Origin of the sequence: Pedobacter sp. W3I1 (genome assembly GCF_030816015.1) — a bacterium.
Taxonomy (GTDB): domain Bacteria; phylum Bacteroidota; class Bacteroidia; order Sphingobacteriales; family Sphingobacteriaceae; genus Pedobacter.
Genome location: NZ_JAUSXN010000001.1, coordinates 1453689 through 1480184, shown reverse-complemented (window position 1 = coordinate 1480184; position 26496 = coordinate 1453689). Strand labels below are relative to the sequence as shown.

Here is a 26496-nt window from a genome sequence, read left to right as displayed (position 1 = left end):
TTTCGATGAGAATAATTCACAAGATCAAACATTTTTTTATTGCGCTTTATCATCTTTTCGTTGCTGCCGGAAAAGGTTTTGTGGAAGACAGGGTAACCAAATTAAGTGCTTCGCTCGCTTATTACACCATTTTTTCACTTACACCGCTTATTATCATCCTCCTCTCTGCAGCCACTTTATTTTTGGGTGATAAAAAAAATGAGGAGACCCGGGGGAAATTTTTTGGACAGATTACCGAACTGGTAGGGAAAGATGCCGCAGGCCAGATACAGGGTTTTGTAGAACATGCCAACAGAACGGGTCAATCGGCTTTTAGTTTAGTCGTGGGGATTGTTGCACTTATTATTGGGTCGACTGCTATTTTTATTGAAATACAGGATAGTATAAATATGATCTGGAAGGTAAAGGCTGTCCCTAAAAAAGGCTGGATAAAAATGCTTTCTAACAGATTGTTGTCTTTTTCTTTAATTGTATCAATGGGTTTTTTATTGCTGGTATCGCTGGTGGTAAATAGCGTAGTGGTGGGCTTGGGTTCCAAATTGGCTAACCTCCTTTCAAAAAGCAATATAAATGACGTTATTCCGGTTGCAAATGATACTATGGCCCTGCTGATTTATATTTTAAACAATGTAATTACGCTTGCTGCCGTTACTGCTGTATTTGCTGTTATATTTAAAGTATTACCCGATGTTATCATCCGCTGGAAATCGGCAATAATCGGTGCTTTATTCACTGCTGTTCTCTTTAGTTTAGGTAAATACCTGATTGGGATTTATATTGAAAAAGGTAATCCAGGCTCTGCTTTTGGTGCAGCCAGTTCGATCATCGTTATTTTATTATGGATTTATTATACCTCGATTATACTCTACTTTGGGGCCGAATTTACACAGGCCTATGCAGAAAAGTATGATAATGGCATCTCCCCTAGTAAGTATGCGGTGTTTACCAAAATCACTATTGTAGAGAAAAAGGTAGATGTATTGCCTCCGCAACACCCCGAAGATACGGTGAATTTACCTAAGGAATAACGCGATCGTCATCCTGAACTTCTTTCAAGATCTTTTCAAAAGCGGTCGTCATTCCCAGATACTGGTTTTTTTTTGCAAAAGCAAAATTGTTGGAAAACAGGCTAATATAAATCGTCATTTCGACCGCAGTGGAGAGATCTTTGAACTATCCCATAAACATAGTTCAAAGATCTCTCCACTCCGCGTTGCTTCGGTCGAGATGACGATTTTTCTATTGGAGTTTGTCAATGGTATAGCATGAATTAATGCAATCTCCTAATACGGTCGTCATCCTGAACTAGTTTCAGGATCTTTTCAACAGGCGGTCGTCATTCTCGCGCAGGCGGGAATCTTAGCTATAATAAAATGGTTATAGCCAAGATAGATGCTGAAACAAGTTCAGCAGGACGTACATCATGAATTAATGCAATCTCCTAATACGGTCGTCATCCTGAACTTGTTTCAGGATCATTCCAGCAAAATAGTTGGATAACAGGTTAATATAAATCGTCACTTCGACCGCAATGAGAAATCATTGAACTATCCCATAAACATAGTTAAAAGATCTCTCCACTGCGCGTTGCTTCGGTAGAGATGACGATTTTTCTATTGGAGTCTGTCAAGCAGTTCTTTTAAAACTTGACTTTCTTTCTTTAGGCTACTTCTTCAGTAATCACTTCTTCAGTAATCACTTTAGGCTCTTCCGTTACCTCATCTTTCTCTACTCTTAGGTTACGGATAATATGCTGCTGCCTGTCTGGGGTATTTTTACCCATATAATATTCAAGCAAACTTTTAATCGTTTGATCTTTCAAAATAACTGGGTCTAACCTGATATCTTTTCCGATAAACAACCCAAATTCATCAGGCGAGATTTCTCCTAACCCTTTAAATCGGGTAATTTCTGGCTTATTGCCCAGTTTTTCGATGGCATTTCTACGCTCCTCATCACTGTAACAATAAATGGTTTCCTTTTTATTTCTCACCCTGAAAAGTGGTGTTTGTAAAATATAAACATGTCCTGCTTTTACCAGATCCGGAAAAAACTGAAGAAAGAAAGTCATCATCAACAAACGGATGTGCATACCATCCACATCGGCATCAGTTGCAATTACAATATTGTTATAATGAAGCCCTTCTAAACCATCTTCGATATTTAAAGCATGCTGTAGCAGGTTAAATTCTTCATTTTCGTAAACCACTTTTTTGGTAAGCTCGTAACAGTTTAGCGGTTTACCCTTTAAACTAAATACAGCCTGGCAATCTACATCGCGCGATTTTGTGATAGAACCCGATGCCGAATCCCCCTCGGTAATAAACAAGGTAGTTTCGTAACGTTTCTCGTGTGTGGTATTAAAATGCACCTTACAATCGCGTAATTTTTTATTATGTAAGGATGCCTTTTTTGCCCTGTCGTTTGCCAGTTTCTTAATACCTGCAATATCTTTACGTTCGCGCTCCGACTGAATAATCCGCTTTAAAAGGGCATCAGCTACATCCGGATGTTTGTGCAGATAATCATCAAGCTCTTTTTTAACAAAATCGTTGATAAAAGTAGCTACTGATGGCCCTTCTGGCCCCATATTCTGCGAACCCAGTTTTGTTTTGGTCTGCGATTCGAAAACCGGCTCCTGTACACGCACTGAGATTGCTGCGATAATAGACGAACGCACATCTGCCGCATCAAACTCTTTTTTGAAAAACTCCCGAACGGTTTTCACTACCGCAGCCCTAAAGGCCGCCTGGTGGGTTCCACCCTGTGTAGTGTGCTGTCCATTCACAAAAGAGTGGTAATCTTCGCCATATTGCTGACCGTGGGTCATGGCGATTTCAATATCTGGCCCAATCATATGAATAATCGGGTAACGGATTTCTTCTGGCTTATTAAATTTAGATAGCAGATCGTAAAGACCTCTTTCCGAAAAATATTTATGGTTATTGAAATTTATAGTTAAACCGGTATTTAAGAACACGTAGTTCCAAACCATACTCTCTACAAAATCAGGAATGTAGTGGTAGTTTCTAAAGATGGTTTCATCCGGATAAAAAGTAATTGCTGTACCATTACGTTGAGTAGTATCGATAATTGGCTGCTCATTTACAATTTCTCCTTTAGAAAATTCGACTTTTTTCGTTTTCCCATCACGGTACGATTGCACCATAAAACTAGTAGAAAGTGCATTTACGGCCTTGGTACCTACCCCATTTAAACCTACCGATTTCTGGAAGGCATTACTATCGTATTTACCACCGGTATTAATCTTGCTTACACAATCGATTACCTTGCCGAGTGGAATACCACGGCCGTAATCACGTATATTTACCTTTTGTTCGGAAACAGTAATTTCGATGGTTTTTCCGGTACCCATTACAAACTCATCAATAGAGTTATCTACAATTTCTTTTAACAAAACGTAAATACCGTCGTCCTGAGCAGAACCATCGCCAAGTTTACCAATGTACATACCCGGACGAAGCCTGATGTGCTCTTTCCAATCTAATGAGCGAATACTGTCGTCGTTATAAATTACTTCTGCCATAGTGTGTTTATCTGTTCTTCAATGAAAAACCCTGCATTTTTTCGCTTGCAAAGTGATGAAGAATTTGTAGAAATAACCCTGATGATTGAAATAAAAATATTTTCAAATACGTTCTTCAGAATTATTATACAATAATAGATTTATTCTGTGAGGCTCGCAAAAGAAAATTTCCACATGTAAACAATGGATGATGAGTGGTTCATTAGTTCACTGGCCATTGGTTCATTTGCTTACCTGTTTAATTGCCTTTGAGAATTACTAATTGGTAATTGCCAACTGATTATGTCCATCATCTCTTTTCCATCCTACATCATTCTCTCATTCAAACCTTCAATCATTCTCTCATTCAATCATTCTCTCATTCAATCATTCAATTTTCCTTATCTTCAACCCCATATTCATCATTCTATTTAATGCAACAAAAGAAGCAACTTTCGCTATTCGATTTATCCATGATTGTGGTGAGTTTGGTTATTGGAATGGGTGTATTCCGTACGCCTGTTAATGTAGCGGCGAAAGCGCAAATTCCAGAGTTATTTTATTTGGCCTGGTTTATTGGCGGCTTTGTGGCTTTTTGCGGTGCATTAACCTATGCCGAAATTGGTTCGCGTTTTCCCGTAACAGGCGGGTATTATAAAATATTTTCAGCGGCTTATCACCCCTCTATCGCTTTTGCCATTAATTGTATCGTTATTATTTCGAGTGCAGCATCTGTGGCGGCAATTTCAATTATTGGTGCAGAATACCTGAGCAAAATTATTCTACCCCTTGATAAACAAACCGAAACTTATCGGGTCGCCATAGCCATCATCACTATTTTAACTTTCTATTTTATTAATCTGTTAGGCTTAAAAGCGAGTTCAAAAACGCAGAACGTATTAACGGTCATTAAAATCGGAATGATTTTAATCTTAATCTGTGCTATATTTTTCGGTGGACAAACACAAACTGTTACGCCCATTTTTAAAACAGTAAGTGGTGCAATACCAACCTGGTCTGATTACGGGAAAGCCTTAGGCTTGTGCTTAATCGCCGTTTCTTTTTCTTACGCAGGTTATGCGCAAACCATCAATTTTGGCGGCGAGGTTAAAGATGCCAAGAAAGTAATTCCACGCTCCATTATTATCGGCTTAACCATCATTGTAATTCTTTATCTCGCCATCAACTATGTGTATGTAAAGGTGATCGGTTTCGAAGAATTAAAATCAGCCGAAAGTATAGCAGCGATATTAGCCTCAAAAATATTTGGTCCAGCGGGATTCAACGCGCTGTCTGTAATTATCTTTTTCTCTGTAATGGGTTATGTAAATGTAAACTTACTAAGCAACCCCAGAGCGATGTTTGCTATGGGCGAAGAAGGTGCACTACCCAAAATATTCAGCAGGATGAATAAAAAAACCGAGGTAATTACCATTAGCCTTACAGTTTTCACTTTAATCGCAGTTGTAATTATATTTTACGCCAAAACTTTCGATAAGATTTTAAACTATACCATTTTCTTAGAAAGCATCAGCATGGCCAGTTCGGCAGCAACAATTTTCATCCTTAGAAAAAGAACGGCACATCTTGATAAAAAAACCATCTACACTGTTCCTTTATATCCTATATTGCCTATTATTTTCATTGCTGCCTATACTTTCGTGGCCTTTAGCATTTATGCGGACGACCCAAATGCGGCATTGAACGGATTATATATTTTTGTTGGCTTTCTGGCAATTTATTTTGTGAGCAGATGGTTTAATAAGAAATAGTCTATATTTTGATTTGAAAAGCAGCTGCAGTGCTGGTCGGTTTCGATAGTCCCGCCATACGCTACAATCTTTTTGTCATTGTCATCCTGAGCCTGTCGAAGGAGCTACAAAAAGTATTTTCGCTGCTGTCGGGTTTAAGATAGTTAGGCAGACCTAAGTAAAATAAACCTGATTGGAATGAACATCCCGATTTTTCATCGGGATAAAATGGAAAGCAGGACTGATCTAACCGATCGACACAGGAACCTGCTCTTCAAAAAATAAAGAATTTAACTTTAAAAATTTAATGAACAAAACACTCTCCTTAAAACAAGAAATTGCTTACGCTGCTGGTATGATTGGTTGGAGCACGATGACGAATATTATCATCGTAATGCTTCCCTATTTCTATCTTCCGCCAAGCAACGCAGGTTTACCTCCATTGGTTCCACAACTTGTTTTATTGGGTGCATTTAATATCCTTTCTATTATTGCAGCATCAGGTAGATTGGTTGATGCCATTTACGATCCTTTTATTGCTTCTAAAAGCGATGCCAGCACCAACAAAAACGGCCGCAGAATGCCCTTTATGAAATGGGCTATTATTCCCGCTATGCTTTTCTGCGGACTGGTTTTTTATCCAATCCAAAAAACAGAAAGCCTGCATAATGCCTGGTGGCTTACCATAACACTTTGTTTATTCTTTGTATCGGTTACCACTTATATTATCCCTTATAACGCTTTACTGGCCGAAGTAACCAATACACCAAGACAAAAAGTTAAGCTGTCCAGTTATCAGCAGGTTGGTTTTGTCATCGGCATCATCTTATCGGCCTGTACCAACAACTTTGCAGATCTGGTTGAGGCTCATTTTCATGTGGCCAACCGCAGCGAATCCATCCAGATTGCCATATGGGGTTTGTGTATCTTGTCAGGACTGGTGATGTTATTGCCGGTTTTTTTCATTAACGAGAAAGAATTTTCGATGGCCAAACCTACTCATGTTCCTTTATGGCCAGCCATTAAGAGCACCTTTAAAAACAGTAATTTTAAATATTACCTGATATCTGATTTTGCTTTTTATACGGCCTTAAGCATTATATCGAGCGGTCTATTGTTTTTCTGTACGGTATTGTTAGGGCTACCAGAATCGGAAGGTGGAAAATTTATGGGTGCCATGGTTTTGGCTTCCCTGCTATTTTATCCGCTGGTTAATTTTGGTTCGGCTAAAATTGGCAAAAAACCCTTTGTTTTACTTGCCTTCGGTGTGTTGTGCTTAATTTTTGTTACCATTTTCTTTTTAGGTAAATTACCATTTGGTCCACATACACAGATTTACATTCTGGTATTATCGGCTTCGTTTCCATTAGCCGCCCTGGGGATTTTACCCACGGCGATATTGGCCGATATTGCCCAAAAAGATACTTTAGAAACAGGTGAAAACCATGAGGGGATGTTCTTCGCGGTGAAATACCTTTTTGTAAAACTTGGTCAAACCTTTGGCATTGCCATTTTCGCCATGCTCACCATTTATGGTAAAGATCCTGGAAATGATTTCGGATTACGGTTAAATGGAATTGTAGGTTTCGGGCTCTGTTTAATTGCGCTGTTGTTTTTTAGCAGGTTTAAGGAGGAGAAGTAGTTTGGCGTTGAGCGTTTTGAGTTTGGGGTCGACATAATCTAATAGATATGAATAAATCACTTATACAAAAAGACTTAAGGTTTAGGTACAAATCATTTTTAATCACTGAAAACGGGCTTGAGGTTAAACAGAAGAGTTTACTGAGTTCGAGTGAATATCTGATCGCTTACGAAAATGTAGGCACCAGAACTTATAAAAGCAATAAGGGTATTTATATCATTGAAGCTTAATAGCAGATTATCCAATAAGCAAAAAATACATGAACGGAAGTAATATCAACTACTACCTCCCGCTCATGTATCTCATTTATAACCTAATTCTAATATCCCGGACTTTGTTTTAATGCGCCCTTACTTCTGTCAATCTGATCCTGAGGCAAAGGAAAATAATCATCCCTAGCTTCAATGGTAATACCTTTTAAGTAGTTAAAGTACCCACCTTCAAAAGAAAAATAACTTTCGAGGGTTTGTTTTGCTATACCCCAACGCACAAGATCAAAAAACCGGTGTCCCTCCATGGCCAATTCCAATCGGCGTTCGAAACGCACCGCATTTCTGGCATAGGTATCATTTGGAAACGATACATACTCACTTACTTTATAAGCCGCTGCCGGCACCCCGTTTATTGATCGAGGTGTTATTTTAGCTGCCCTTGCCCTCACAGCGTTAACCAACGTTAAGGCCCTGTTCAAATCGCCTTTTTCTACCGCACATTCTGCCGCCATTAAATAAACATCTCCTAAGCGGATCAGATTCACATTTAATCCGGTTACGTTGGTATTTCCAGGTGCTGTTCCGCTCGAAATCTGTGCAACATCGATAGTATTCTTAACAGCCAGAAAAGGGCCGCCGTTACTGGCATCACGAATCCATGTATCGCCAGGCATTAAACCCCAATCGCGATAGGGAACGCCGCGTCTTCCTATTGTCGATTCAATTCTTGGATCCAATGGTAAGGTCTTGTCTACAGCATAATTTGTTTTATCTGTACCGGTTAATCCATAATCAGATTTATATGGATTAGTACGGTAGCTGCCATCCAATAGCGGTAAACCCAATGCACTTACCTTAAATGAGTTGGCCAAATCTATAGTTGGCTGAAAGAAACCACAACAGTTAATTGGCGCATTACCATACGGAAAGTTAAGCATATCACCCACATTACCATTATCACCTCCTGTGCCATCTGTTCCCACGGAATGTTGAACCGACATAATGGTTTCTGGACCATCTTCCTTGGTGATATCAAAGTTATCTGAATACGGCATATCAATGAGAGACGGTTTTGCCAAAATTACGGCATTCAACAAATCATAGGCTTCAGAATATTTCTTTTGATATAAAAATACCTTGCCAAGATAAGCCTGAGCGGCATATTTATCTACCCTACCTTTCTGATTTTTTGGTTTGGTTGTGCTTAGATTGGCAACAGCAAACTGAAGATCATCTACAATATTTGGATATATATCTTTATCATTTGGAACAAAAGTACCGCTTGTGGCCTCTGTAATGTATGGTACAACTTTAAATATCCGCACTAAAAAGAAATAATAGTGCGCGCGGAGCAACCTGGTTTCACCCTGAATTTCCTTTGCACGGGCATCGCTAAATTTTGCAGTACCTTTTCCTGCCTGCAGGTTAGCCAAAATTTTAAGGGTATTGTTACAACGCTGTATCCCTTCGAAACACCTGTCCCAGATATTCGATAAATTGTCGTTTGTACTGGTTGGTGCATGCTGTTCTATCGCATTCATTGGTGGCTGATCGCCAATTTCGCTTCCTTTATGTGCATTATCAGAAGCCACCTCACCAAATAACCATTGACTTGGTGCTGCGCCATAATTGCCATAGGTTCCGTTTACATTACCATTGAGCAAACCATAGGCCCCTACCAGCAAACCTTCAACACCATCTTGCGTAGTAAGCTGGTCTTCTGTTAATTCGCCTTGTGGCTGAAGCGTTAAAAATTCCTTTTTGCAGGAAAACGTACTGCAGATTAATAAGGAAAGAAGAATATATTTTATATGTTTCATTTTGATATCTTTTAATTAAAATCCAACATTAATACCGATTAAAAACTGACGTGGCGAAGGATAAACACCCTTATCAACCCCAAGTGCCGAAAAAGTATCAGCAGGCGGGCCCGAACTTCCAACTGAAGAAGCAGCATCTCTAGTTTGACTAACCTCAGGATCTAGACCAGTATAATTGGTAATGGTGAAAAGGTTAGTAGCACTTACATAAACTCTTATTCTTGTAATGCCCGATTTCGGCCCAAATGCTTTAACCGTTGGAATTGAATAACCGATTTGTATATTCTTCAACCTTAAAAAGCTACCATCCTGAACATAATAACTTGAAGAAGCCAGTTCAACATCAGATGCACCCACATAAGCAGATGGGGTAAGGCTTGAAGAATTGCTCGGACTCCAGGCATTTAACAATCTTGTACTTTTAGCACCTGCAAATGATGGAAAATCTGTAAAATAACGGGTAGCCTCAAATAAATCATTGCCTTGAACACCGTATATGAAGGCAGAAATATCAAAGTTTTTATACGATGCATTTAAGTTTACGCCATAGGTAAAGTCTGGATTTGGATTGCCGATAATGGTACGGTCTTTAGGATCGATTACGCCATCGCCATTAATATCCTGGTAACGTAAACCACCAACCCTTGCACCTGCATAAGATGGATTGTTTTGAATATCTGCTGTACTTTGATAGATCCCGACAGTTCTATATCCGAAGAAAGAACCGAAAGATTCGCCCTCCTGTAATACACTGGTTTGTAAACTTCTGTAATTGCCATAAATCTGATTGAAAATACCAGGCGCTAACCTTACAATTTTATTGTCGTTTTTAGAAAGGTTTAAACCAATATCAAATTTAAAAGGTCGCTCTGCTTCTCTTCCGTAGTGATAAGCAACATTAAACTCGACCCCTTTATTGCTCATATCACCGATATTAACATAAGGCGAACTACCTAAACCTACTACACTTGAAGGCAAAGGCAAATTATAAAGCATATCGGAGGTTTTTTTGTTGTACCAATCTAATGATCCGTCAATTGCACCGCCTAACAAAGTAAAATCAAGACCAATGTTTAAGGCCTTAAGCGATTCCCATTTTACATCTGGATTTTGATAAGCATTTTGCCACACACCTGTAGTAAGGCCATTACCACCGCCAACAGCATAAGCCGAGTTAACAATAGAACTTTGGTACCTGTTGATGTATTGGTATGGAGGTATCCGCTGGTTACCGGTTTGTCCGTATCCAATACGAAGTTTTAAATCGGTTATCCATTTAACACTTTTCATAAATTCCTCTTCCGATAATCTCCATGCTGCACTTGCTGCCGGATAATAGCCGTACTTGTTTGCAGGTCCGAAGTTGGAAGAACCATCCCGCCGAATGGTAACACTGGCCAGATAACGATCATGATAAGAATAATCTGCTTTGGCAAATAGCGAGAAAAGAGAGCCTATTGATCCATAACTTGAATTGCTGATGTTAGATGAACCTGTATTCAGGTAATAATAATCCTGACTGCCTAAAATAAAATAGCCATTTCTTCCGGCATTTAACTGTCTTGATCTCGACCTAATGGCTTCAGTACCCACCAGCACATTTACTCTGTGTTTTTCATTAAATACTTTGCTGTAGTTTAAGGTGTTGGTCCAGGTCCATTCGGTATTGTATCCCTGATACTCATTCAGGTTATTCGAATTATTACCTTCAGAAAATTCCAGGTTTGGATAACGCATCGACAAGCCATTAAAGTTTTCGTAACGCAAACCGAAATTGGTTTTTAATACTAATCCAGGAATGATATCGCCTTCTGCATAAACATTTCCGAAAAAGAAATTACTTTTATTTTTATTGTCTTTTGCTCGGTAAAGAAAGGCAACAGGATTTTCTGCATTTCCGAGCTGGCTTCCCCGGCTACCGGCAAAATTCCCGGCAATATCATAAACCGGAATAATGGTAGGAATCCGGTATGCCCAGCCCAGTGCACTTCCCTGATCCTGGTAATCGCCAGAAACGTTCGGGTTTACACCCAAACCAAAGCCTTCTGAATAACTATACTGTGCATTCTCACCAAAGCGGACCCTTTTATTAAATGCCGAAATATTGGTGTTCGATCTAAAATTAAACCGTTTAAATCCAGTGTATTTAATGGTTCCTTTCTGATCAAGATAACCACCCGAGAAAGTATATGTCGCATTTTCTCCACCTCCGGTAGCGCTAAGCTGATAATTCTGAACCGGTGCGGCTTCAGTAATTTCATCAAACCAGTTGGTACCTGTTTTATTTGCTCTTGTAATCTGATAAAAGAGATCAGGATCCCGGCTATAGTTATATTTAGAGGGGTCTGCATCTGCAGCAGTAACATCCTGACCAAGCTTTAAACCTGCCACCAAATATTCTGGTAACACAGGCGTTGAACCAGAACCATAATTTTTCCCTGCTGCAACTGGCAATCCTGCATTGGTATAACCATCAAATATATACTGGGCATATTGCTGTGGATTCATCATTTCAGGAAAACTATTTTTTCTAGGAACCTGTGTACCATAATATGAATCGAGCGTGATTTTTGGTGCACCCACTATCCCCTTTTTAGTGGTGATGATTACCACACCATTATTTGCCCTTGAGCCATAAATAGATGCCGAAGAAGCATCTTTCAATACCTGCAGGCTTTCGATATCATTCTGGTTAAGCCATGATAATTTACCCTCAAAAGGAACGCCATCAATAACATAAAGTGGTTCGTTGTTATTAATGGTACTAATTCCCCTGATTCTGATCTGTGGTGTCGAGCCTGGCGCACCATCGTTTATAATCTGCACCCCCGTGGCTTTACCCTGTAATGCTTCTACAGCACTTGCGGCCGGTTGGGCTTTTAACAATTCCATGTTCACTACTGCAACGGCGCCTGTTAAGTCTTTTTTCCGTTGAGAAGAATAACCGGTTACAATCACATCTGTTAAATTGTTATTCTCAGCCTGTAATATAACGGTAATATTGGCCTGTTTGCCCACAGCAACTTCTTTATTGCCGTAACCAACAAAGGAAATAACCAAAATATCGGTAGGCTTTACACTTAAAGAGAATGTTCCGTTGGCATCTGTGGTGGTGCCTCCAGTGCCATCCTTAATTTTGATTGTAGCACCAATAACAGGTAATTTGTCATCACTGGCAATAACTTTACCGGTGATTTTTGATTGGGCCGTTGCGCCAAGGGCAAATAACATCCCCCAAACACAAGAGAAGAAAACTCCTCTTGATACAAGATAGATTTTGTTTCATAGGTTATAATGGTTAGGTAAAATAATGCGTACTCAATATGACAGATTTGCTTCTAGGTTAAAAAGCCTAACAGCGTCAGTTCATCGCCGTCAGTTACGACGACATGTTTAAGTGGTTTAGTTTGCTGGATTATACCAATGCCCCAAAAAAGACAGGCATGCAGGAAGAATGGATTTCTCCGGGTAAGTAGTAGATTTTTTCTCATAAGTAGGTGGTTAGATAGGTTTGCTAGGTATTTTATTTATGATTTACATAGTGGCATTTTTTAATTAAATAATGTATTAGTGTATAATATACACTTTAATTAAAATAAATATACATATAAAAAATAATTATACTACAAAAAATACATTCATAAATAGACTACAAAATACTAACTATAAAAGATTAATGTATCGGACTGCAAACAAGTAGATGTAATAAATAAGGATTTGAGGTTACATTTATCAAATAACATATTCTCATACATTTTTTGTATCTTTGCCGCCGAAGCAGGAATAAGGGCTTGCCATTCTGAATGGCATATTCTCTCCGCAAGTTAGTCCTTCAACAAATGATTGTTCTAGCTTCTTCGATAAATATTACACAGAAACATACATGTTATTCAAAGAATTAAATCTCATTGAGCCGATTCTAAAGGCCCTTGAGACCGAAGGTTATACACAGCCTACACCAATACAGGAGCAATCCATTCCAACAATATTAAAAGGCAAAGATTTATTAGGTTGCGCTCAAACCGGTACCGGAAAAACCGCAGCCTTTGCCATCCCGATGTTGCAGTTACTGCACGAGAAACACATCAATACCAAAGCAACCAAAAATATTAAGGCTTTAATTTTAACGCCAACACGTGAGCTGGCCATTCAGATTGAAGAAAGTTTTAAAGCTTACGGCCGTCACTTAAATTTACGTCATTTAGTAATTTTCGGTGGTGTAAATCAACACTCTCAGGTAGAAGCTTTAAGAAAAGGCGTTGATATCTTAGTTGCAACACCTGGCCGTTTATTAGATTTAATGAACCAGGGTTTCATCAATTTAAATACCATCGAATTGTTTGTATTGGATGAGGCCGATCGTATGCTGGATATGGGCTTTATTCACGATGTGAAAAGAGTAGTAGCTAAATTACCGGCTAAACGCCAGACTTTATTTTTCTCGGCAACCATGCCAGATGAAATTCAGAAGTTGGCGAATACGATTTTATCTAGTCCGACAAAAGTAGAGGTTACCCCTATTTCTTCTACTGCCGAAACGATTGTTCAATCGGTTTATTTTGTAGACAAACCTGATAAAAAGAAATTATTGATCCACCTTCTTGAGGATAAAAAGATCGAAACGGCTTTGGTTTTTACCCGTACCAAACATGGTGCAGACCGTATTGTAAAGGATTTAGGTTTCGCTGGAGTTAAAGCTGCGGCTATCCACGGAAATAAATCTCAAAATGCCAGACAAAGGGCATTAACTGATTTTAAGGACAGAAAAATCCGCGTTTTGGTAGCTACTGATATTGCTGCCCGTGGTATTGATATTGACCAGTTATCTCATGTTTTCAACTTCGAATTGCCAAACATTCCTGAATCTTATGTACACAGAATTGGCCGTACCGGCCGTGCTGGTGCTAACGGGATTGCCATTTCTTTCTGCGATGCAGAAGAAAACGAATACTTACTGGACATCCAGAAACTGATTAAAATTACCTTGCCCATTGTTGATGATCATCCTTACCCGCTAAGCTGGGAAAGTATGTTAGCCAAAAACCAGGTTAAACGCAAACCACAGGCCCAATCTAAAGGCGGTGGCGGTGCTAAAAAAGGTGGTGATGGCAATATGAGTGGTAAACCACGTAACGCCAGCAACAACAGAAGATTTGGCGGAAACAAGAAAAGAGGAGAGAGATAAAAAAGGTAGAAGGTTTAAGGCAGGAAGGCTTAAGGTCTGAAAACCCAACCTTCCAATAATTTTCAACAAAATACCCGATTTGCGTTTTGCAAATCGGGTATTTCTATTTTTAAGGCAAGAGAAGGAAAACCCTCTACCTTATACCTTCCGCCTTCTACCTCTCTACACAACCACATTAATAATCTTTCCTTTAACGAAAATGATCTTTTTAGGTGCTTTACCATCTAAGAATTTCTGGAAATGCTCATCGGCCAATAAAATGCTTTCTACTTCAGGTTGAGCTAAAGTTAAACTCAAATTCAGGTTCATTTTCATTTTGCCATTGATTGAAACCGGATAAGCAAACTCATCTTCTACCAGATACTCAGGTTTAAATGTTGGGAAAGCCGTATATGATAAAGTCCCGGCTTCATTACCTAACAACACCCAAAGCTCTTCACAGATATGTGGTGCATAAGGTGAAAGGATAATCACCATATCTTCCAAAATCTGACGGTTTTTACATTTCAGATCGGTTAATTCGTTTACCGCAATCATAAAGCTTGATACAGAAGTATTGAACGAGAAACGCTCGATATCATCCTGTACTTTTTTGATGATTTTATGCAACGATTTCAATTCGGCTTTTGTAGGTACCGCATCGTTTACGTGGAAAATCCAGTCTTCGTTATGGAACAAACGCCAGAATTTACGCAAGAACTTAAATACACCTTCAATACCATTTGTATTCCAGGGTTTACTCTGTTCTAACGGACCTAAGAACATTTCGTACATCCGCAAAGTATCGGCACCATAACGCTCAATCAAATCATCGGGATTAACCACGTTGAATTTTGATTTCGACATTTTTTCTACTTCAACACCGCAGATGTATTTCCCGCCTTCAAGAATGAATTCTGCGTTAGCATATTCTTCTCTCCAGGCTTTAAATTTGGCGATGTCTAAAGTATCGTTTTCAACAATATTCACCTCAACATGTAATGCTGAGGTTTTATATTCTTTTCTTAAACCAGCCGAAACATAGGTATTGGTAGGTTTTCCGTTCTCATCGTTAATACGGTAAACAAAATTACTCCTACCCTGGATCATCCCCTGGTTAATCAGTTTTTTGAAAGGCTCTTCTTCTTTGGTATAACCTAAATCTTTCAAAAATTTATTCCAGAAACGGCTGTACAATAAGTGACCGGTTGCATGCTCAGAACCACCAATGTACAAATCGACGTCTTTCCAATATTCAACCGCTTCTTTTGAAGCAAAATCATTGTTGTTATTGGCATCCATATAACGGTACCAATACCAGCTGCTTCCTGCCCAACCTGGCATGGTACTTAATTCGTAGTGACCACCATCTTTAGGAACCCAATTTTCAGCCCTTGCCAAAGGTGGTTCACCTGTTTCGGTAGGCAAATATTTATCAATCTCAGGAAGCAATAATGGCAATTCTTCTTCATTTACCAAATAAGGCAATCCATCTTTAAAGTAAACCGGAATCGGCTCACCCCAATAACGCTGGCGACCAAAAATCGCATCACGCTGACGGAAGTTTACTTTTGCTTTCCCTACTTTCTCTGCTTCTAACCAGTTATTCAGGAATGGAACAGCTTCCTTATAAGTCATTCCGTTAATAAAACCCGAATTAATATATTTTCCTTCTTTGGTCGGGTCTGCCTGAACATCAATGTCTTTTTGACCATCCAAAATCTGGATAATCGGTAAATTGAAGTGTTTAGCAAATAGCCAATCGCGTTGATCGCCACTTGGAACCCCCATCACTGCGCCTGTTCCGTAACCCGCCAACACATAATCAGCAATCCACAACTGCACGCGTTCGCCGCTTACTGGATTGATAACATATGTTCCCGTAAAAGCGCCAGATACCGTTTTAGTATCGGCCATCCGGTCTAATTCTGATTTCTTTTTGGTTTGAGAGATATAGTTTTCGACATCCTGTTTTTGTTCAGGAGTGGTCAATTCTGCAACCCATTCGTGCTCCGGCGCCAAAACCAGGTAAGAAACACCAAAAATGGTATCTACACGGGTGGTAAAAACTTCTATATATTTTTCAGTTTTCAGTTTTGAGTTTTCAGTTTCTTCAACTGCCAACTGTGCATTGTCAACTGCAAACTTCACTGATGCACCAACACTTTTACCAATCCAGTTGCGTTGCATTTCTTTAATCGGTTCTGGCCAGTCGATGGTGTCTAAACCTTGCAAAAGCCGGTCAGAGTAGGCCGTGATTCTCATGCTCCACTGCATCATTTTCTTTTGTTCCACAGGGAAACCACCGCGCTCAGAGAAACCATCCTTAACTTCATCATTAGCTAAAACGGTTCCTAAAGCAGGGCACCAGTTTACAGTACTCTCGCGGAGATAAGTTAACCGGTATTTTAATAATTCAATCTGTTTCTCCTCATCGGTAAAGGTTGCCCAATCGCTCGGCATAAATTCTTTGGTATCTTCATCACAAACTGCTTTTACATCAGCTGTACCAGAAGCATTGAATTTTTCGATCAAAGTGGTAATATCTTCTGCCCTATCGTTTTCTACGTTGTACCACGAGTTGAACAACTGCATAAAAATCCATTGTGTCCACTTGTAATAAGAAGGCTCACTGGTACGCACTTCTCTGCTCCAATCGAAAGAAAAACCAATCTGATCTAACTGCCTGCGGTAGGTGGCAATATTTGCCTCGGTGGTAATGGCAGGATGCTGTCCGGTTTGTATGGCGTATTGCTCTGCAGGTAATCCGAACGAATCGTATCCCATGGGGTGCAATACGTTAAAGCCTTTAAGGCGTTTATATCTCGAAAAAATATCTGATGCAATGTAACCCAGTGGGTGACCAACGTGCAAGCCTGCTCCTGATGGATAAGGAAACATATCTAACACATAATATTTTGGTTTTTCAGAATTGCTTTCGGCTTTAAATGTTTGATGATCTGCCCAGAATTTCTGCCACTTTTGTTCTATTTCTTTGAATTGGTAATCCATTGCCAGTTTTAAATTTTTAAAGGTGCGAAAATACGGAAATTAAGGGGCTTAAAAAAGCAGTTCAGGATAATATTTTGCCAACAGAAATGCAGAATTAGAAGAGGTTAAAGATAAAACCTTGGTGCCTTTGTGTAGTCAGATGTTACCATCTGACTATCGATTACTTAAATAATGGAATATCTGGAATATGTGTTTTTAGTGTCAGTTGGTAACAACTGACACCACAACTAGCCATCCGCATCACCCCAAAAAAAATGCGCCATTGATTTTAAAAACCAATGGCGCAGCACATAATCGGGGGATTAAGATCTTATCTTGATAAAGAATATACTTTAGTAACGTTTGTTTTATCAATTTTAGCAGTAAACTCTAATTTGTTTGCTGTAATGCTGTTTATTTTACAATAATTCAATCCATCATTAATATCCATACTGAACTGATCGGAGTAAATAATCACATAAGTTCCGATTGTTCTGTTACCAGATAAACTCAATTCTACCTGATCGTCATTATTTGATTTGTAATCAACATAATCACTTGTTGTACCATAGGTAACCGTTCCATTAATCTTTTTCGGATCTTTTAATGTTTCTTCAGCAGTATAGCCGGAAGTTACAATTTTATTTAACGTCCATTTCCCTAACATCTGAGCTTTTAAGGAAGTATCATCTTTCTTGCAAGAAATAATTGTGGAGGCGATAAGTAAGAATAGGCTTAGAATAGTAATCTGTCTTTTCATAGTTAAATTTAGTTTTAAGATATCCATAATTAACGCCGTTTCAACAAATTTCGTACCGCCTTTCGAAAAAAATCAATTTTGTTAAAGAATTTAATCGTCAAACTAAAAGCTAATCGTGTACGTTAGTATTCATTTAGCAATCATTAATTGGTGTTTATCAGGTATAATTTATATTTTCGCAGAAACAAAAATGAAATACATGGAAGAATTCGAAGTAAGTGATGCATCTAAGAAAACCAAAACCGTTTATATTTCGACTATAATCAGTATTGCCTTGGTTTTACTAATGCTGGGGCTACTTGGTTTGGTACTTGTACATGCCAAAAACCTGTCTAACTACGTTAAAGAAAACATCGTTTTAAACATTATTGTTGATGAGGGTGCAAAAGAAGCTGATGTTTTAGCCTTCCAGAAAGAGTTAAATGCAAATGCTGCGGTAAAACAAACCCAATATGTAAATAAAGAGCTTGCCGCAAGAAATTTAACCCAGGATTTAGGTGAGGATTTTGTTAACTTTTTAGGATACAACCCACTAACTTCTACCTTCGATGTGTATTTAAAAGCAGAATATGCGAACAACAAAAGCATCGATGCCTTAAAAGCAAGTATTTCTAAAAACCCTGTAGTTAAAGAAGTGGTTTACCAAAGTTCTTTAATTGATATGGTAAACAAAAATATTAATACCATTGGTTTAATTATTTTAGCCTTTGCAGCATTACTACTGATCATTTCTATCGCCCTGATTAACAATACAATAAGATTAGCAATCTACTCGCAGCGCTTTTTAATTAAAAGCATGCAGTTAGTTGGTGCAACGAAAAACTTTATTCGGCGTCCTTTCTTATTGTATGCTGCTTTGCATGGCTTAATTGCCGCATTTATTGCCATCATTATTTTATTGGCAACTTTAATTTACGCCCGCAAAGAGGTACCTGAGATTATCATTTTAAATAACTACCAGGAATTTGGCTTCGTATTTATAGGCCTTTTAATTGTAGGTATTTTTATAACAGGTATTAGTACATGGTTTGCAGTAAGCAGATATTTACGTTTAAAATCTTATCATCTTTATAGATAATGGCAGAAAAAAAAACAGGTCCGGTTGTAAAGGACGTTAAAAGCGAATTGGTTTTTACCAAAAAAAACTATCAGTTATTATTAATCAGTATTGCAATTGTAGCAGTTGGCTTTATATTAATGATGGGCACTACTGGTAATATTTATGACTTCAGAAGAACTTTATTGGCACCGATAGTGGTGTTGGCGGGTTTTGCTTTTGGCATTTATGCGATCCTAAAAAAATAATTTTATCCTAAAGGATTATACTTGAAAACGCTTAATTTATTTGATTAAGCGTTTTCTTTATTTCTTATCTTTTCTAAAAATATGAACTATTTTGAAGCCATTATTCTGGCAATTATTGAAGGTTTAACTGAATTTTTACCTGTATCGAGCACCGGACACATGATTATTGCATCATCGTTTATGGGCATTGCATCAGAACCATTTGTAAAACTATTCACCATTGCCATCCAATTAGGCGCTATACTGTCAGTAGTTGTACTCTATTTCAAAAGGTTCTTCAAATCAATAAACTTCTACATTAAATTAATAGTCGCATTTATTCCTGCGGCAGTATTTGGCCTGCTATTAAGTAAAAAAATAGACGAATTACTGGAAAGTCCCATGGCTGTTGGTATTTCGCTCTTAGTTGGAGGCGCTATCTTATTATTTGTTGATAAATGGTTTAATAAACCAACCATCAATGAAGAGGAGGACGTGACCTATCTAACGGCGTTGAAAATAGGTTTCTTTCAGTGTATTGCCATGATACCGGGCGTATCTCGCTCAGGCGCAACTATTGTTGGTGGCATGAGTCAGAAATTAAGTAGAAAAGTTGCTGCAGAATTTTCATTCTTTTTGGCAGTACCTACCATGTTTGCTGCAACAGCTAAAAAACTGTACGATTTTTATAAAGAAGGTAATACGATTACACATGAACAGACCAACCTTTTAATTATTGGTAATGTTATTGCTTTTGTAGTGGCGCTTTTGGCCATTAAAAGTTTTATCGGATACTTAAACAAACATGGCTTTAAAGTTTTTGGATGGTACAGGATCGCTGCAGGTTTAATTATTATCATCCTGCTATTGAGTGGCCACAACTTACAAATTATATAATCCGTAGGAATATTAACCACAGATAAACATGGATGCCTATATCTGTGTGTATCCTTTTTATCTGTGGTAAAAAAACTTAGGCAAACCGCATCGAATCCGTATCTTTGCGCAAAAAAGATTTGTGAGTACTGAAAATTCAAAATTTAAAGATTTCCATTTTGCTGAAGGCGAATTGCTCTTAATTAACAAACCATACAAATGGACATCATTTGATGTGGTGGGCAAAATCCGTAATTCTTTAAAACCGTTAAAGCTAAAGGTTGGTCATGCCGGCACTTTAGATCCTCTTGCTACAGGCTTGTTAATCATCTGTACAGGCAAGCTGACTAAACAAATAGACACTTTCCAGGCTGAAGAGAAAGAATATACCGGTACCATGATTTTGGGTGCCACTACCCCGTCTTTTGATATGGAAACTGAGGTAGATCAAACCTTCGACATCAGCCACATTACCGAAGAAGATATATATGCTACTTGTAAACCTTTTATTGGCGATATAGAACAATATCCACCCGCACACTCCGCGGTAAAGGTTAATGGCGAACGTTTATACGTAAAAGCAAGATTAGGTGAAGAGGTGGAGTTGCGTAAGCGTTTTGTAAGTGTTCCAGCGTTCGAAATCACACGGATCGAACTACCCCGAGATCGATTTCAGGATTGTATGCAGCAAAGGCACTTATATCCGCTCCTTAATATCCGATTTTGGTAAAACTTTAAACAGTGGGGCTTATCTTTCCAAACTTACCCGTACCCGAAGCGGAAACTTTTTACTTAAAGATGCATTTGAGGTATTGGAACTTGTTAATTATATTCGTAGCAAGAAAGAAGAAGCTAAAACTGAAGCAGAAGCATGAACCGCATTAAAAACAGGAACATCAGGTTTATAAAAGAAATTCTTTTAATTATTGCAGGTGTAACTTCGGCATGTTTTGGCTTAAAAAGCTTTTTAATGCCCAGTCATTTTATAGATGGTGGTGTTACAGGTATTTCCCTTCTGCTAAGCACCTTAACAGGCTGGAATTTATCGTATCTTATTGCAATCATTAACATTCCATTTGTAATTTTAGGTTACAGGCAGATTGGTAAAGGCTTTGCCCTTAAAACCGCTATTGCCATTGCTGCGCTCTCATTGGCCTTAATTTTTCTTCCCTTTCAACCCATTACCCACGATAAATTGCTCATCGCATTTTTTGGTGGCTTGTTTTTAGGTGGCGGAATTGGATTGGCCATGCGTGGTGGTTGTGTAATTGACGGTACAGAGGTTTTAGCACTTTACATCAGTAAAAACAGCATTTTAACCGTTGGTAACATCATTCTGATTTTAAATATCATTATTTTCGCTTTCGCTGCCTATTTCTTAAACATCGAAACTGCGCTGTATGCCATTTTAACTTATTTATCTGCTTCAAGCACCATCGATTTCATCGTAAATGGTATAGAGCAGTATACTGGCGTTACCATTATTTCGGAACATCAGGAAGACATAAAGGAATTCATCATTAAAGATATGAAACGTGGTGTTACTGTTTATAAAGGCGAAGGTGGTTATGGAGAAAAGAAAGATATCGATATTATTTTCACCGTTGTTACCAAACTGGAAATGAGCAAATTACAAACTGCTATTCGCCTGATCGATCCGGATGCATTTGTGATTCAACAACAAATTGCCGATTTAAAAGGAGGGGTAGTGAAACGCCATGCTTTACATTAATAATAGAAATTTGGGCATGCCCCTAAGCTACGCAAAGGGTCGGGCTGTACGCTAAATCCCCGATGAAACCTGTAAAATAAGCAAGCATGCCACAAAATAATAAACAACAATGCTTAAATCGGGGGATACTGCTTCCATCCCTCATGCAAACCCCACACCAATAAAATAGATTTTACCATTGAAAATATATTATAACCTTTCAGATTTTAAAAAATTAGATAATGCCATTGTAACCATTGGCACTTTCGACGGTGTGCATTTCGGGCACCAAAAAATCATTAAACAACTGGTACAAAAGGCAAAAGTTGATAATGGAGAAAGTGTAATTCTAACTTTTTTCCCACACCCGAGAATGATTATCGATCCTGAAAACCAGGAGCTAAAAATGATTAATACCATTAATGAAAAAGCAGAAATTTTAAAAGGGTTAGGTGTTGATCATTTGATTATTACCCCCTTTACCAGAGATTTCTCCAATCAGCTGCCTGAAGATTATATAAAAAGCACATTGGTGAACAACATTGGCACCAGGCATATTATTATTGGTTATGACCATCGTTTTGGCAAAGACCGTTCGGGCAATCTAAGCGATTTAAAAGCCGCTGGCTTGCATTATGGCTTTAGTGTGGAGGAAATTATGGAACAGGATATTCATGATGTTGCGGTAAGCTCGACCAAAATCCGCCAGGCACTTTTAGCAGGGGATGTAAGTTTGGCTAACGATTATCTGGGCTACCCTTTTTCTATTTTTGGAAGGGTAATTAAAGGCGATAAAATAGGCAGAACTATTGGTTTCCCCACGGCGAACATCTTTGTTGAGGAGACTTATAAACTGATTCCGGGCGACGGCATTTATGCGGTTACCGTAGAGATGAGCGCCGATTTTAAAGAAGAAGATTTGGTATCGACAAACAGACTTCAGACTTCGGACTCCGGACTTCGGACTTATAAGGGTATGGCCTATATCGGGCAGCGGCCAACCATTAACGGAATGACCAGAAATATTGAAGTAAATATTTTCGATTTTAATCAGGAAATTTATGGACAGGATATTAAGATGAACTTTTTGAAATTCCTGCGCCACGATGTGAAATTCACCGGATTAGAGGCTTTAACTATTCAGTTACAAAAAGACAAGGAGGCTACTTTAGCTTATTTTAATGGGTAATTATTGCGCTGGATACAAAGTTAAATCACTAATAAATCTAAAATCTTTTAGATTATAAGTAAACAGCTTTAGCTTAGTTTCAATCGCCGTTGCAGCAATTAGCGAGTCAGGTATTGCAAGCCCATGGCTTAATTTAAAATTCTGCATTAAATTAATTGCGGTTAAATTTATCCTTTCGTTAATTAGTACAATACTAAACCTACTCAATTTTTTATTGATGATGTTAAGATCTAACTTATTAGTGGCTCCAGATAACAATTCCATTTTGGTAATGGATGAAATGATAACATTATCTAAACCGATGTCTGTTTCTAACAGCGTTATTGTTGACGCATTCCGACTTTTATTTTTATCAAAATAATCTATCAATACATCCGTATCACAAATTATTTTTTCCTTTGCCATGCAGTATTTCTTAATTCTTCAGCATTAAAATTCTTTCTTGTAAAAACATCATGTAATTCGGAAATATCAATCGACCCGTCTCCAACAATTACCGGAATACCATTAATACTTTCTTCCTTTTTAATCTTTGCTTTAGCTTTATGATCAGCAACAGAGAAATTTAAGTATTTGCCTAATTCCTTAAGTGCTTCCAAGGTTTTATTGCTTTTATATTTAATCGTTACTTCTTTCATTAGATTCAACTTTTCTCAATGTTCATTAATCATCTACACACAAATTTAATCAATATTTTCTTATAATAATACTCTTGGTATTTGTGGTCAACAAGCGCAATAATCGAAAGGCTGAAATCAATTTTAATCAGATTTTCCTTTCAAAAAAGCCTCTTTTTCGTTATATTAGCAGCAATGAGGCTTTTTTACATCATCTTCTTTCTGTTAATCTCCATTAATTTTGCGACTCTCGCATCGCAGGAAAAAAGAAATGATGTACCCTTTAAAAACACCAAAATAAGTTTCATTTCAAGCAAAAAAAACATCAAATCCAATTCTGGTTTCAATCAGGATAGTGAAAGTTTGCAAAAAGATTTCATTAACAGTTCAATTGTAAAAATATCATCCAGTGCTTTTGTCATCATCACTTTTTTGCTGTTCCTTTTTTTCAAGAACAAGATCATTAATGCTAAAGTTGTAATCAAAAGATTAAAGCATAATTATTGGTGTTTGTTTAAGATGCTCTATCCAAAACATGTTTTTTGGTAAGTAATTTCATTTTAACTACTTCAATGTGGGGTTTTCAATAAAATGCCGGATATTAAATTATATCTGGAAATAAATTATTTAAATATCATTACTCATTTTTATAGATGCATTTACCCGATTTAATCGCCGATTTAGGATTAATCCTTGCTGCCGCAGGAATAACCACGCTCATATTTAAACGAATTAAACAGCCCCTGGTTTTGGGCTACATATTGGCTGGCCTGTTGGTTGGCTCACATTTAGATTTTTTCCCATCCGTTACCGACACCAAGAGTATTACCATTTGGGGCGAAATAGGCGTAATTTTCCTTTTATTCAGCTTAGGTTTAGAATTCAGTTTTAAAAAACTGGTTAAAGTTGGCGGTTCTGCCTCCATCACCGCGATTGTAAAAGTGCTTTTTATTATTCTGTCCGGCTACTTAGTTGGTAAAGCAATGGGCTGGAAGGACATGGATAGTCTATTTTTAGGCGGGATTTTGTCCATCTCATCAACCATGATTACCATTAAAGCTTTCGAAGAACTTGGCTTAAAACATAAAAAATTTGCAGGCCTGGTTTTCGGTGTTTTAATTGTTGAAGATTTGGTTGCCATCTTATTATTAGTGTTGTTTTCTACTTTAGCGGTAAGTCAGCAATCGGCAGGTACAGAAATGCTGTATTCCATCTTAAAACTGGCTTTTTTTCTGGTGCTTTGGTTCCTGGGCGGAATATTCCTGGTTCCTTCATTTCTTAAAGCAACCAAAAAATTAATGAATGACGAAACCATGTTGGTGGTATCATTAGCCTTATGTTTGGTAATGGTATTATTGGCCGATAAGGTCGGCTTCTCTCCTGCTCTGGGTGCATTTATTATGGGTTCCATTTTGGCAGAAACCACACAGGCAGAAAGAATAGAACACTTAACCAAATCGGTAAAGGATTTATTTGCTGCTGTTTTCTTTGTTTCGGTTGGTATGCTGATTGATCCTTCTATGCTGGTTAAGTATGCTGTACCGATTATCTTTGCTACGTTAGTGATTATTTTAGGAAAAATTATATTTACCATTTTAGGTGCATTATTATCTGGTCAGCCGTTAAAAACTTCGGTACAATCGGGCATGAGTTTGGCGCAAATTGGTGAGTTTTCATTTATCATTGCCTCATTAGGCTTAGCCCTTAAAGTAACCAGTGATTTCCTTTATCCTATTGCGGTAGCAGCAGCAGCGATTACTACGTTTACTACACCATACCTGATTAAACTGTCAGAGCCTTTTTACCAGTATTTAAACCGTGTTTTACCCAAGAAATGGCTTGATGGTATCGAAAGATACAGCTCTAGTACAGAAGGAATGACCACGTTAAGCGATTGGAAGGTTTTATTGCGGTCTTATATCTTTAATACCATTATCCACTCGGTAATCATCATAGCTATCATATTTCTCGCCTATAGGTACGTGCAGCCTTTTATTATGAGCAATATTGCCAATAATTTAACTTCGATCATTATCAGCGTAGTGGTTTCATTCATTTTAATGTCGCCGTTTTTATGGGCATTATCCATCCGGAGGATCCAACGAACAGCCTATTCACACCTTTGGCTGAACAAAAAATATACTCGCGGTCCGTTAATTGCAATCGAATTTTTCAGGATTGCCTTAGGGATTTTCTTTGTAGGTTTTTTAATGTATGAATTTTTCGATACCTGGATTGCTGCTGTGATCGCACTGGGCCTAATCATCTTAGGAATGGTTATCTTCTCCAGGAAACTGCAGTCTTTTTATGATAAACTGGAAAGGCGTTTCATGTTGAACTTAAATGCACGTGAGAATCAAAAACCTGATATTTTGCCCTGGGATACTCACTTAACAGAACTCACTGTTTCTCCTGAATCGGAAGTGGTTGGAAAAACGCTCACCGAATTAATGATCAGGGAAAAATATGGAGTAAACATTGCTTTAATTGAGCGTGGAAGAAATAACATTCCAACCCCAGGCAGAGATGAGCGGCTTTATCCAAACGATAAACTGCTATTAATTGGTGCTGATGATCAATTGGCTGCTGTTAAAGCACTTTTAGAAGTTGATGCTCCGGAAACAGCTGAAGAAAGTAATTTCCCGAATAAAGAAATGACCTTGCAAAAGGTAGTTGTTCATACCGAATCGCCAGTTTATGGATTAAGTATTAGGAATGCTGGTATCCGCGAAAAAGCACAGGCGTTAATTGTTGGTATAGAAAGGGGTACTGATCGGATATTAAATCCTTCATCAGATTTTGTATTCGACAACGGTGATGTAATTTGGATTGTTGGGAACAATAAGAAGATTAAAGAGGTTATTTAAAGTCCGGGTCGGGTGTCCGAAGTCGGAGGTTTAAGCTGTAAGGCTAATTTTTGAATTTTATCATCGGACGTCGGACTTTTGACTGA

General features: G+C 38.1%; 19 protein-coding genes and 1 pseudogene. 12 read left to right on the top strand and 8 right to left on the bottom strand.

The window, feature by feature from the left end; genetic code table 11:
- Positions 1 to 5: 5 nt before the first annotated feature.
- Positions 6 to 1028 (top strand): YihY/virulence factor BrkB family protein, encoded by a 1023-nt coding sequence (locus QF042_RS06355; RefSeq protein ID WP_307526414.1) that lies wholly within the window; start codon positions 6 to 8, stop codon positions 1026 to 1028.
- Between the two features lie 632 nt (positions 1029 to 1660).
- Here QF042_RS06355 and QF042_RS06350 read toward each other — a convergent pair.
- Positions 1661 to 3547 carry a DNA topoisomerase IV subunit B gene (locus tag QF042_RS06350; RefSeq protein ID WP_307526412.1) on the bottom strand — a complete coding sequence of 629 codons (1887 nt, stop codon included), beginning with the start codon at positions 3545 to 3547 and terminating at the stop codon, positions 1661 to 1663.
- Positions 3548 to 3960: 413 nt separating this feature from the next.
- Between QF042_RS06350 and QF042_RS06345 the strand changes: the two genes are divergently transcribed.
- The 3 genes from QF042_RS06345 to QF042_RS06335 all read left to right on the top strand — a co-directional run bounded on the left by QF042_RS06345 (position 3961) and on the right by QF042_RS06335 (position 7149).
- Positions 3961 to 5298 carry an APC family permease gene (locus QF042_RS06345; protein ID WP_307526410.1) on the top strand — a complete coding sequence of 446 codons (1338 nt, stop codon included), beginning with the start codon at positions 3961 to 3963 and terminating at the stop codon, positions 5296 to 5298.
- A 286-nt stretch (positions 5299 to 5584) separates the two neighbouring features.
- Entirely contained in the window at positions 5585 to 6919 is a 1335-nt protein-coding gene (locus QF042_RS06340) for an MFS transporter (RefSeq protein ID WP_307526409.1), read from the top strand.
- A gap of 47 nt (positions 6920 to 6966) precedes the next feature.
- A complete protein-coding gene (locus QF042_RS06335; RefSeq protein WP_307526407.1) occupies positions 6967 to 7149 on the top strand; it encodes a hypothetical protein in 183 nt (60 codons plus the stop codon).
- Positions 7150 to 7238: 89 nt separating this feature from the next.
- Here the strand turns inward: QF042_RS06335 and QF042_RS06330 are convergent, their stop codons facing one another.
- From QF042_RS06330 to QF042_RS06320, 3 genes are all read right to left on the bottom strand, one after another.
- The gene (locus QF042_RS06330) at positions 7239 to 8951 is read right to left on the bottom strand and encodes a RagB/SusD family nutrient uptake outer membrane protein (protein ID WP_307526405.1); all 1713 of its coding nucleotides are present in this window, start codon (positions 8949 to 8951) and stop codon (positions 7239 to 7241) included.
- A 15-nt stretch (positions 8952 to 8966) separates the two neighbouring features.
- Positions 8967 to 12182: a TonB-dependent receptor gene (locus tag QF042_RS06325; protein ID WP_307526403.1), complete on the bottom strand. Its 3216-nt coding sequence runs from the start codon at positions 12180 to 12182 to the stop codon at positions 8967 to 8969.
- A 107-nt stretch (positions 12183 to 12289) separates the two neighbouring features.
- Entirely contained in the window at positions 12290 to 12442 is a 153-nt protein-coding gene (locus QF042_RS06320; protein ID WP_307526401.1) for a hypothetical protein, read from the bottom strand.
- A 392-nt stretch (positions 12443 to 12834) separates the two neighbouring features.
- Here QF042_RS06320 and QF042_RS06315 point away from each other — a divergent pair, with 392 nt between their 5' ends.
- Complete coding sequence (locus tag QF042_RS06315; protein ID WP_307526400.1) at positions 12835 to 14136, top strand: DEAD/DEAH box helicase; 1302 nt, start codon at positions 12835 to 12837, stop codon at positions 14134 to 14136.
- 162 nt (positions 14137 to 14298) lie between these two features.
- On the opposite strand, the gene leuS is transcribed toward QF042_RS06315, so the two are convergent.
- Together leuS and QF042_RS06305 are read right to left on the bottom strand one after the other, a co-directional pair.
- Entirely contained in the window at positions 14299 to 17127 is a 2829-nt protein-coding gene (gene leuS / locus QF042_RS06310; RefSeq protein WP_307526397.1) for a leucine--tRNA ligase, read from the bottom strand.
- 310 nt (positions 17128 to 17437) lie between these two features.
- On the bottom strand, positions 17438 to 17866 hold the full coding sequence (locus QF042_RS06305) for a hypothetical protein (protein WP_146175544.1): 429 nt from the start codon (positions 17864 to 17866) through the stop codon (positions 17438 to 17440).
- A 199-nt stretch (positions 17867 to 18065) separates the two neighbouring features.
- On the opposite strand from QF042_RS06305, the gene QF042_RS06300 reads away from it, so the two are divergent.
- From QF042_RS06300 to QF042_RS06275, 6 genes and pseudogenes are all read left to right on the top strand, one after another.
- Positions 18066 to 18944 (top strand): ABC transporter permease, encoded by an 879-nt coding sequence (locus tag QF042_RS06300; protein WP_307526394.1) that lies wholly within the window; start codon positions 18066 to 18068, stop codon positions 18942 to 18944.
- Entirely contained in the window at positions 18944 to 19171 is a 228-nt protein-coding gene (locus QF042_RS06295) for a DUF3098 domain-containing protein (protein WP_167296886.1), read from the top strand. Before QF042_RS06300 ends, QF042_RS06295 begins: the two co-directional genes overlap by 1 nt.
- A gap of 81 nt (positions 19172 to 19252) precedes the next feature.
- On the top strand, positions 19253 to 20047 hold the full coding sequence (locus QF042_RS06290; protein WP_307526391.1) for an undecaprenyl-diphosphate phosphatase: 795 nt from the start codon (positions 19253 to 19255) through the stop codon (positions 20045 to 20047).
- Between the two features lie 121 nt (positions 20048 to 20168).
- Positions 20169 to 20901, top strand: a pseudogene (gene truB / locus QF042_RS06285) (tRNA pseudouridine(55) synthase TruB).
- The gene (locus QF042_RS06280; RefSeq protein ID WP_307526389.1) at positions 20898 to 21758 is read left to right on the top strand and encodes a YitT family protein; all 861 of its coding nucleotides are present in this window, start codon (positions 20898 to 20900) and stop codon (positions 21756 to 21758) included. The pseudogene truB and the gene QF042_RS06280 overlap by 4 nt, the downstream one beginning before the upstream one ends.
- A 178-nt stretch (positions 21759 to 21936) precedes the next feature.
- Positions 21937 to 22926 (top strand): bifunctional riboflavin kinase/FAD synthetase, encoded by a 990-nt coding sequence (locus tag QF042_RS06275; RefSeq protein WP_307526387.1) that lies wholly within the window; start codon positions 21937 to 21939, stop codon positions 22924 to 22926.
- Here QF042_RS06275 and QF042_RS06270 read toward each other — a convergent pair whose 3' ends face one another.
- Together QF042_RS06270 and QF042_RS06265 are read right to left on the bottom strand one after the other, a co-directional pair.
- Positions 22927 to 23331 carry a type II toxin-antitoxin system VapC family toxin gene (locus QF042_RS06270; RefSeq protein ID WP_307526386.1) on the bottom strand — a complete coding sequence of 135 codons (405 nt, stop codon included), beginning with the start codon at positions 23329 to 23331 and terminating at the stop codon, positions 22927 to 22929.
- Positions 23313 to 23564, bottom strand: coding sequence for a hypothetical protein (locus tag QF042_RS06265; RefSeq protein WP_307526384.1), 252 nt, complete (start codon positions 23562 to 23564; stop codon positions 23313 to 23315). Before QF042_RS06265 ends, QF042_RS06270 begins: the two co-directional genes overlap by 19 nt.
- Before the next feature lie 632 nt (positions 23565 to 24196).
- Between QF042_RS06265 and QF042_RS06260 the strand changes: the two genes are divergently transcribed.
- Entirely contained in the window at positions 24197 to 26410 is a 2214-nt protein-coding gene (locus QF042_RS06260) for a cation:proton antiporter (protein WP_307526382.1), read from the top strand.
- The last annotated feature ends 86 nt before the right edge of the window (positions 26411 to 26496 follow it).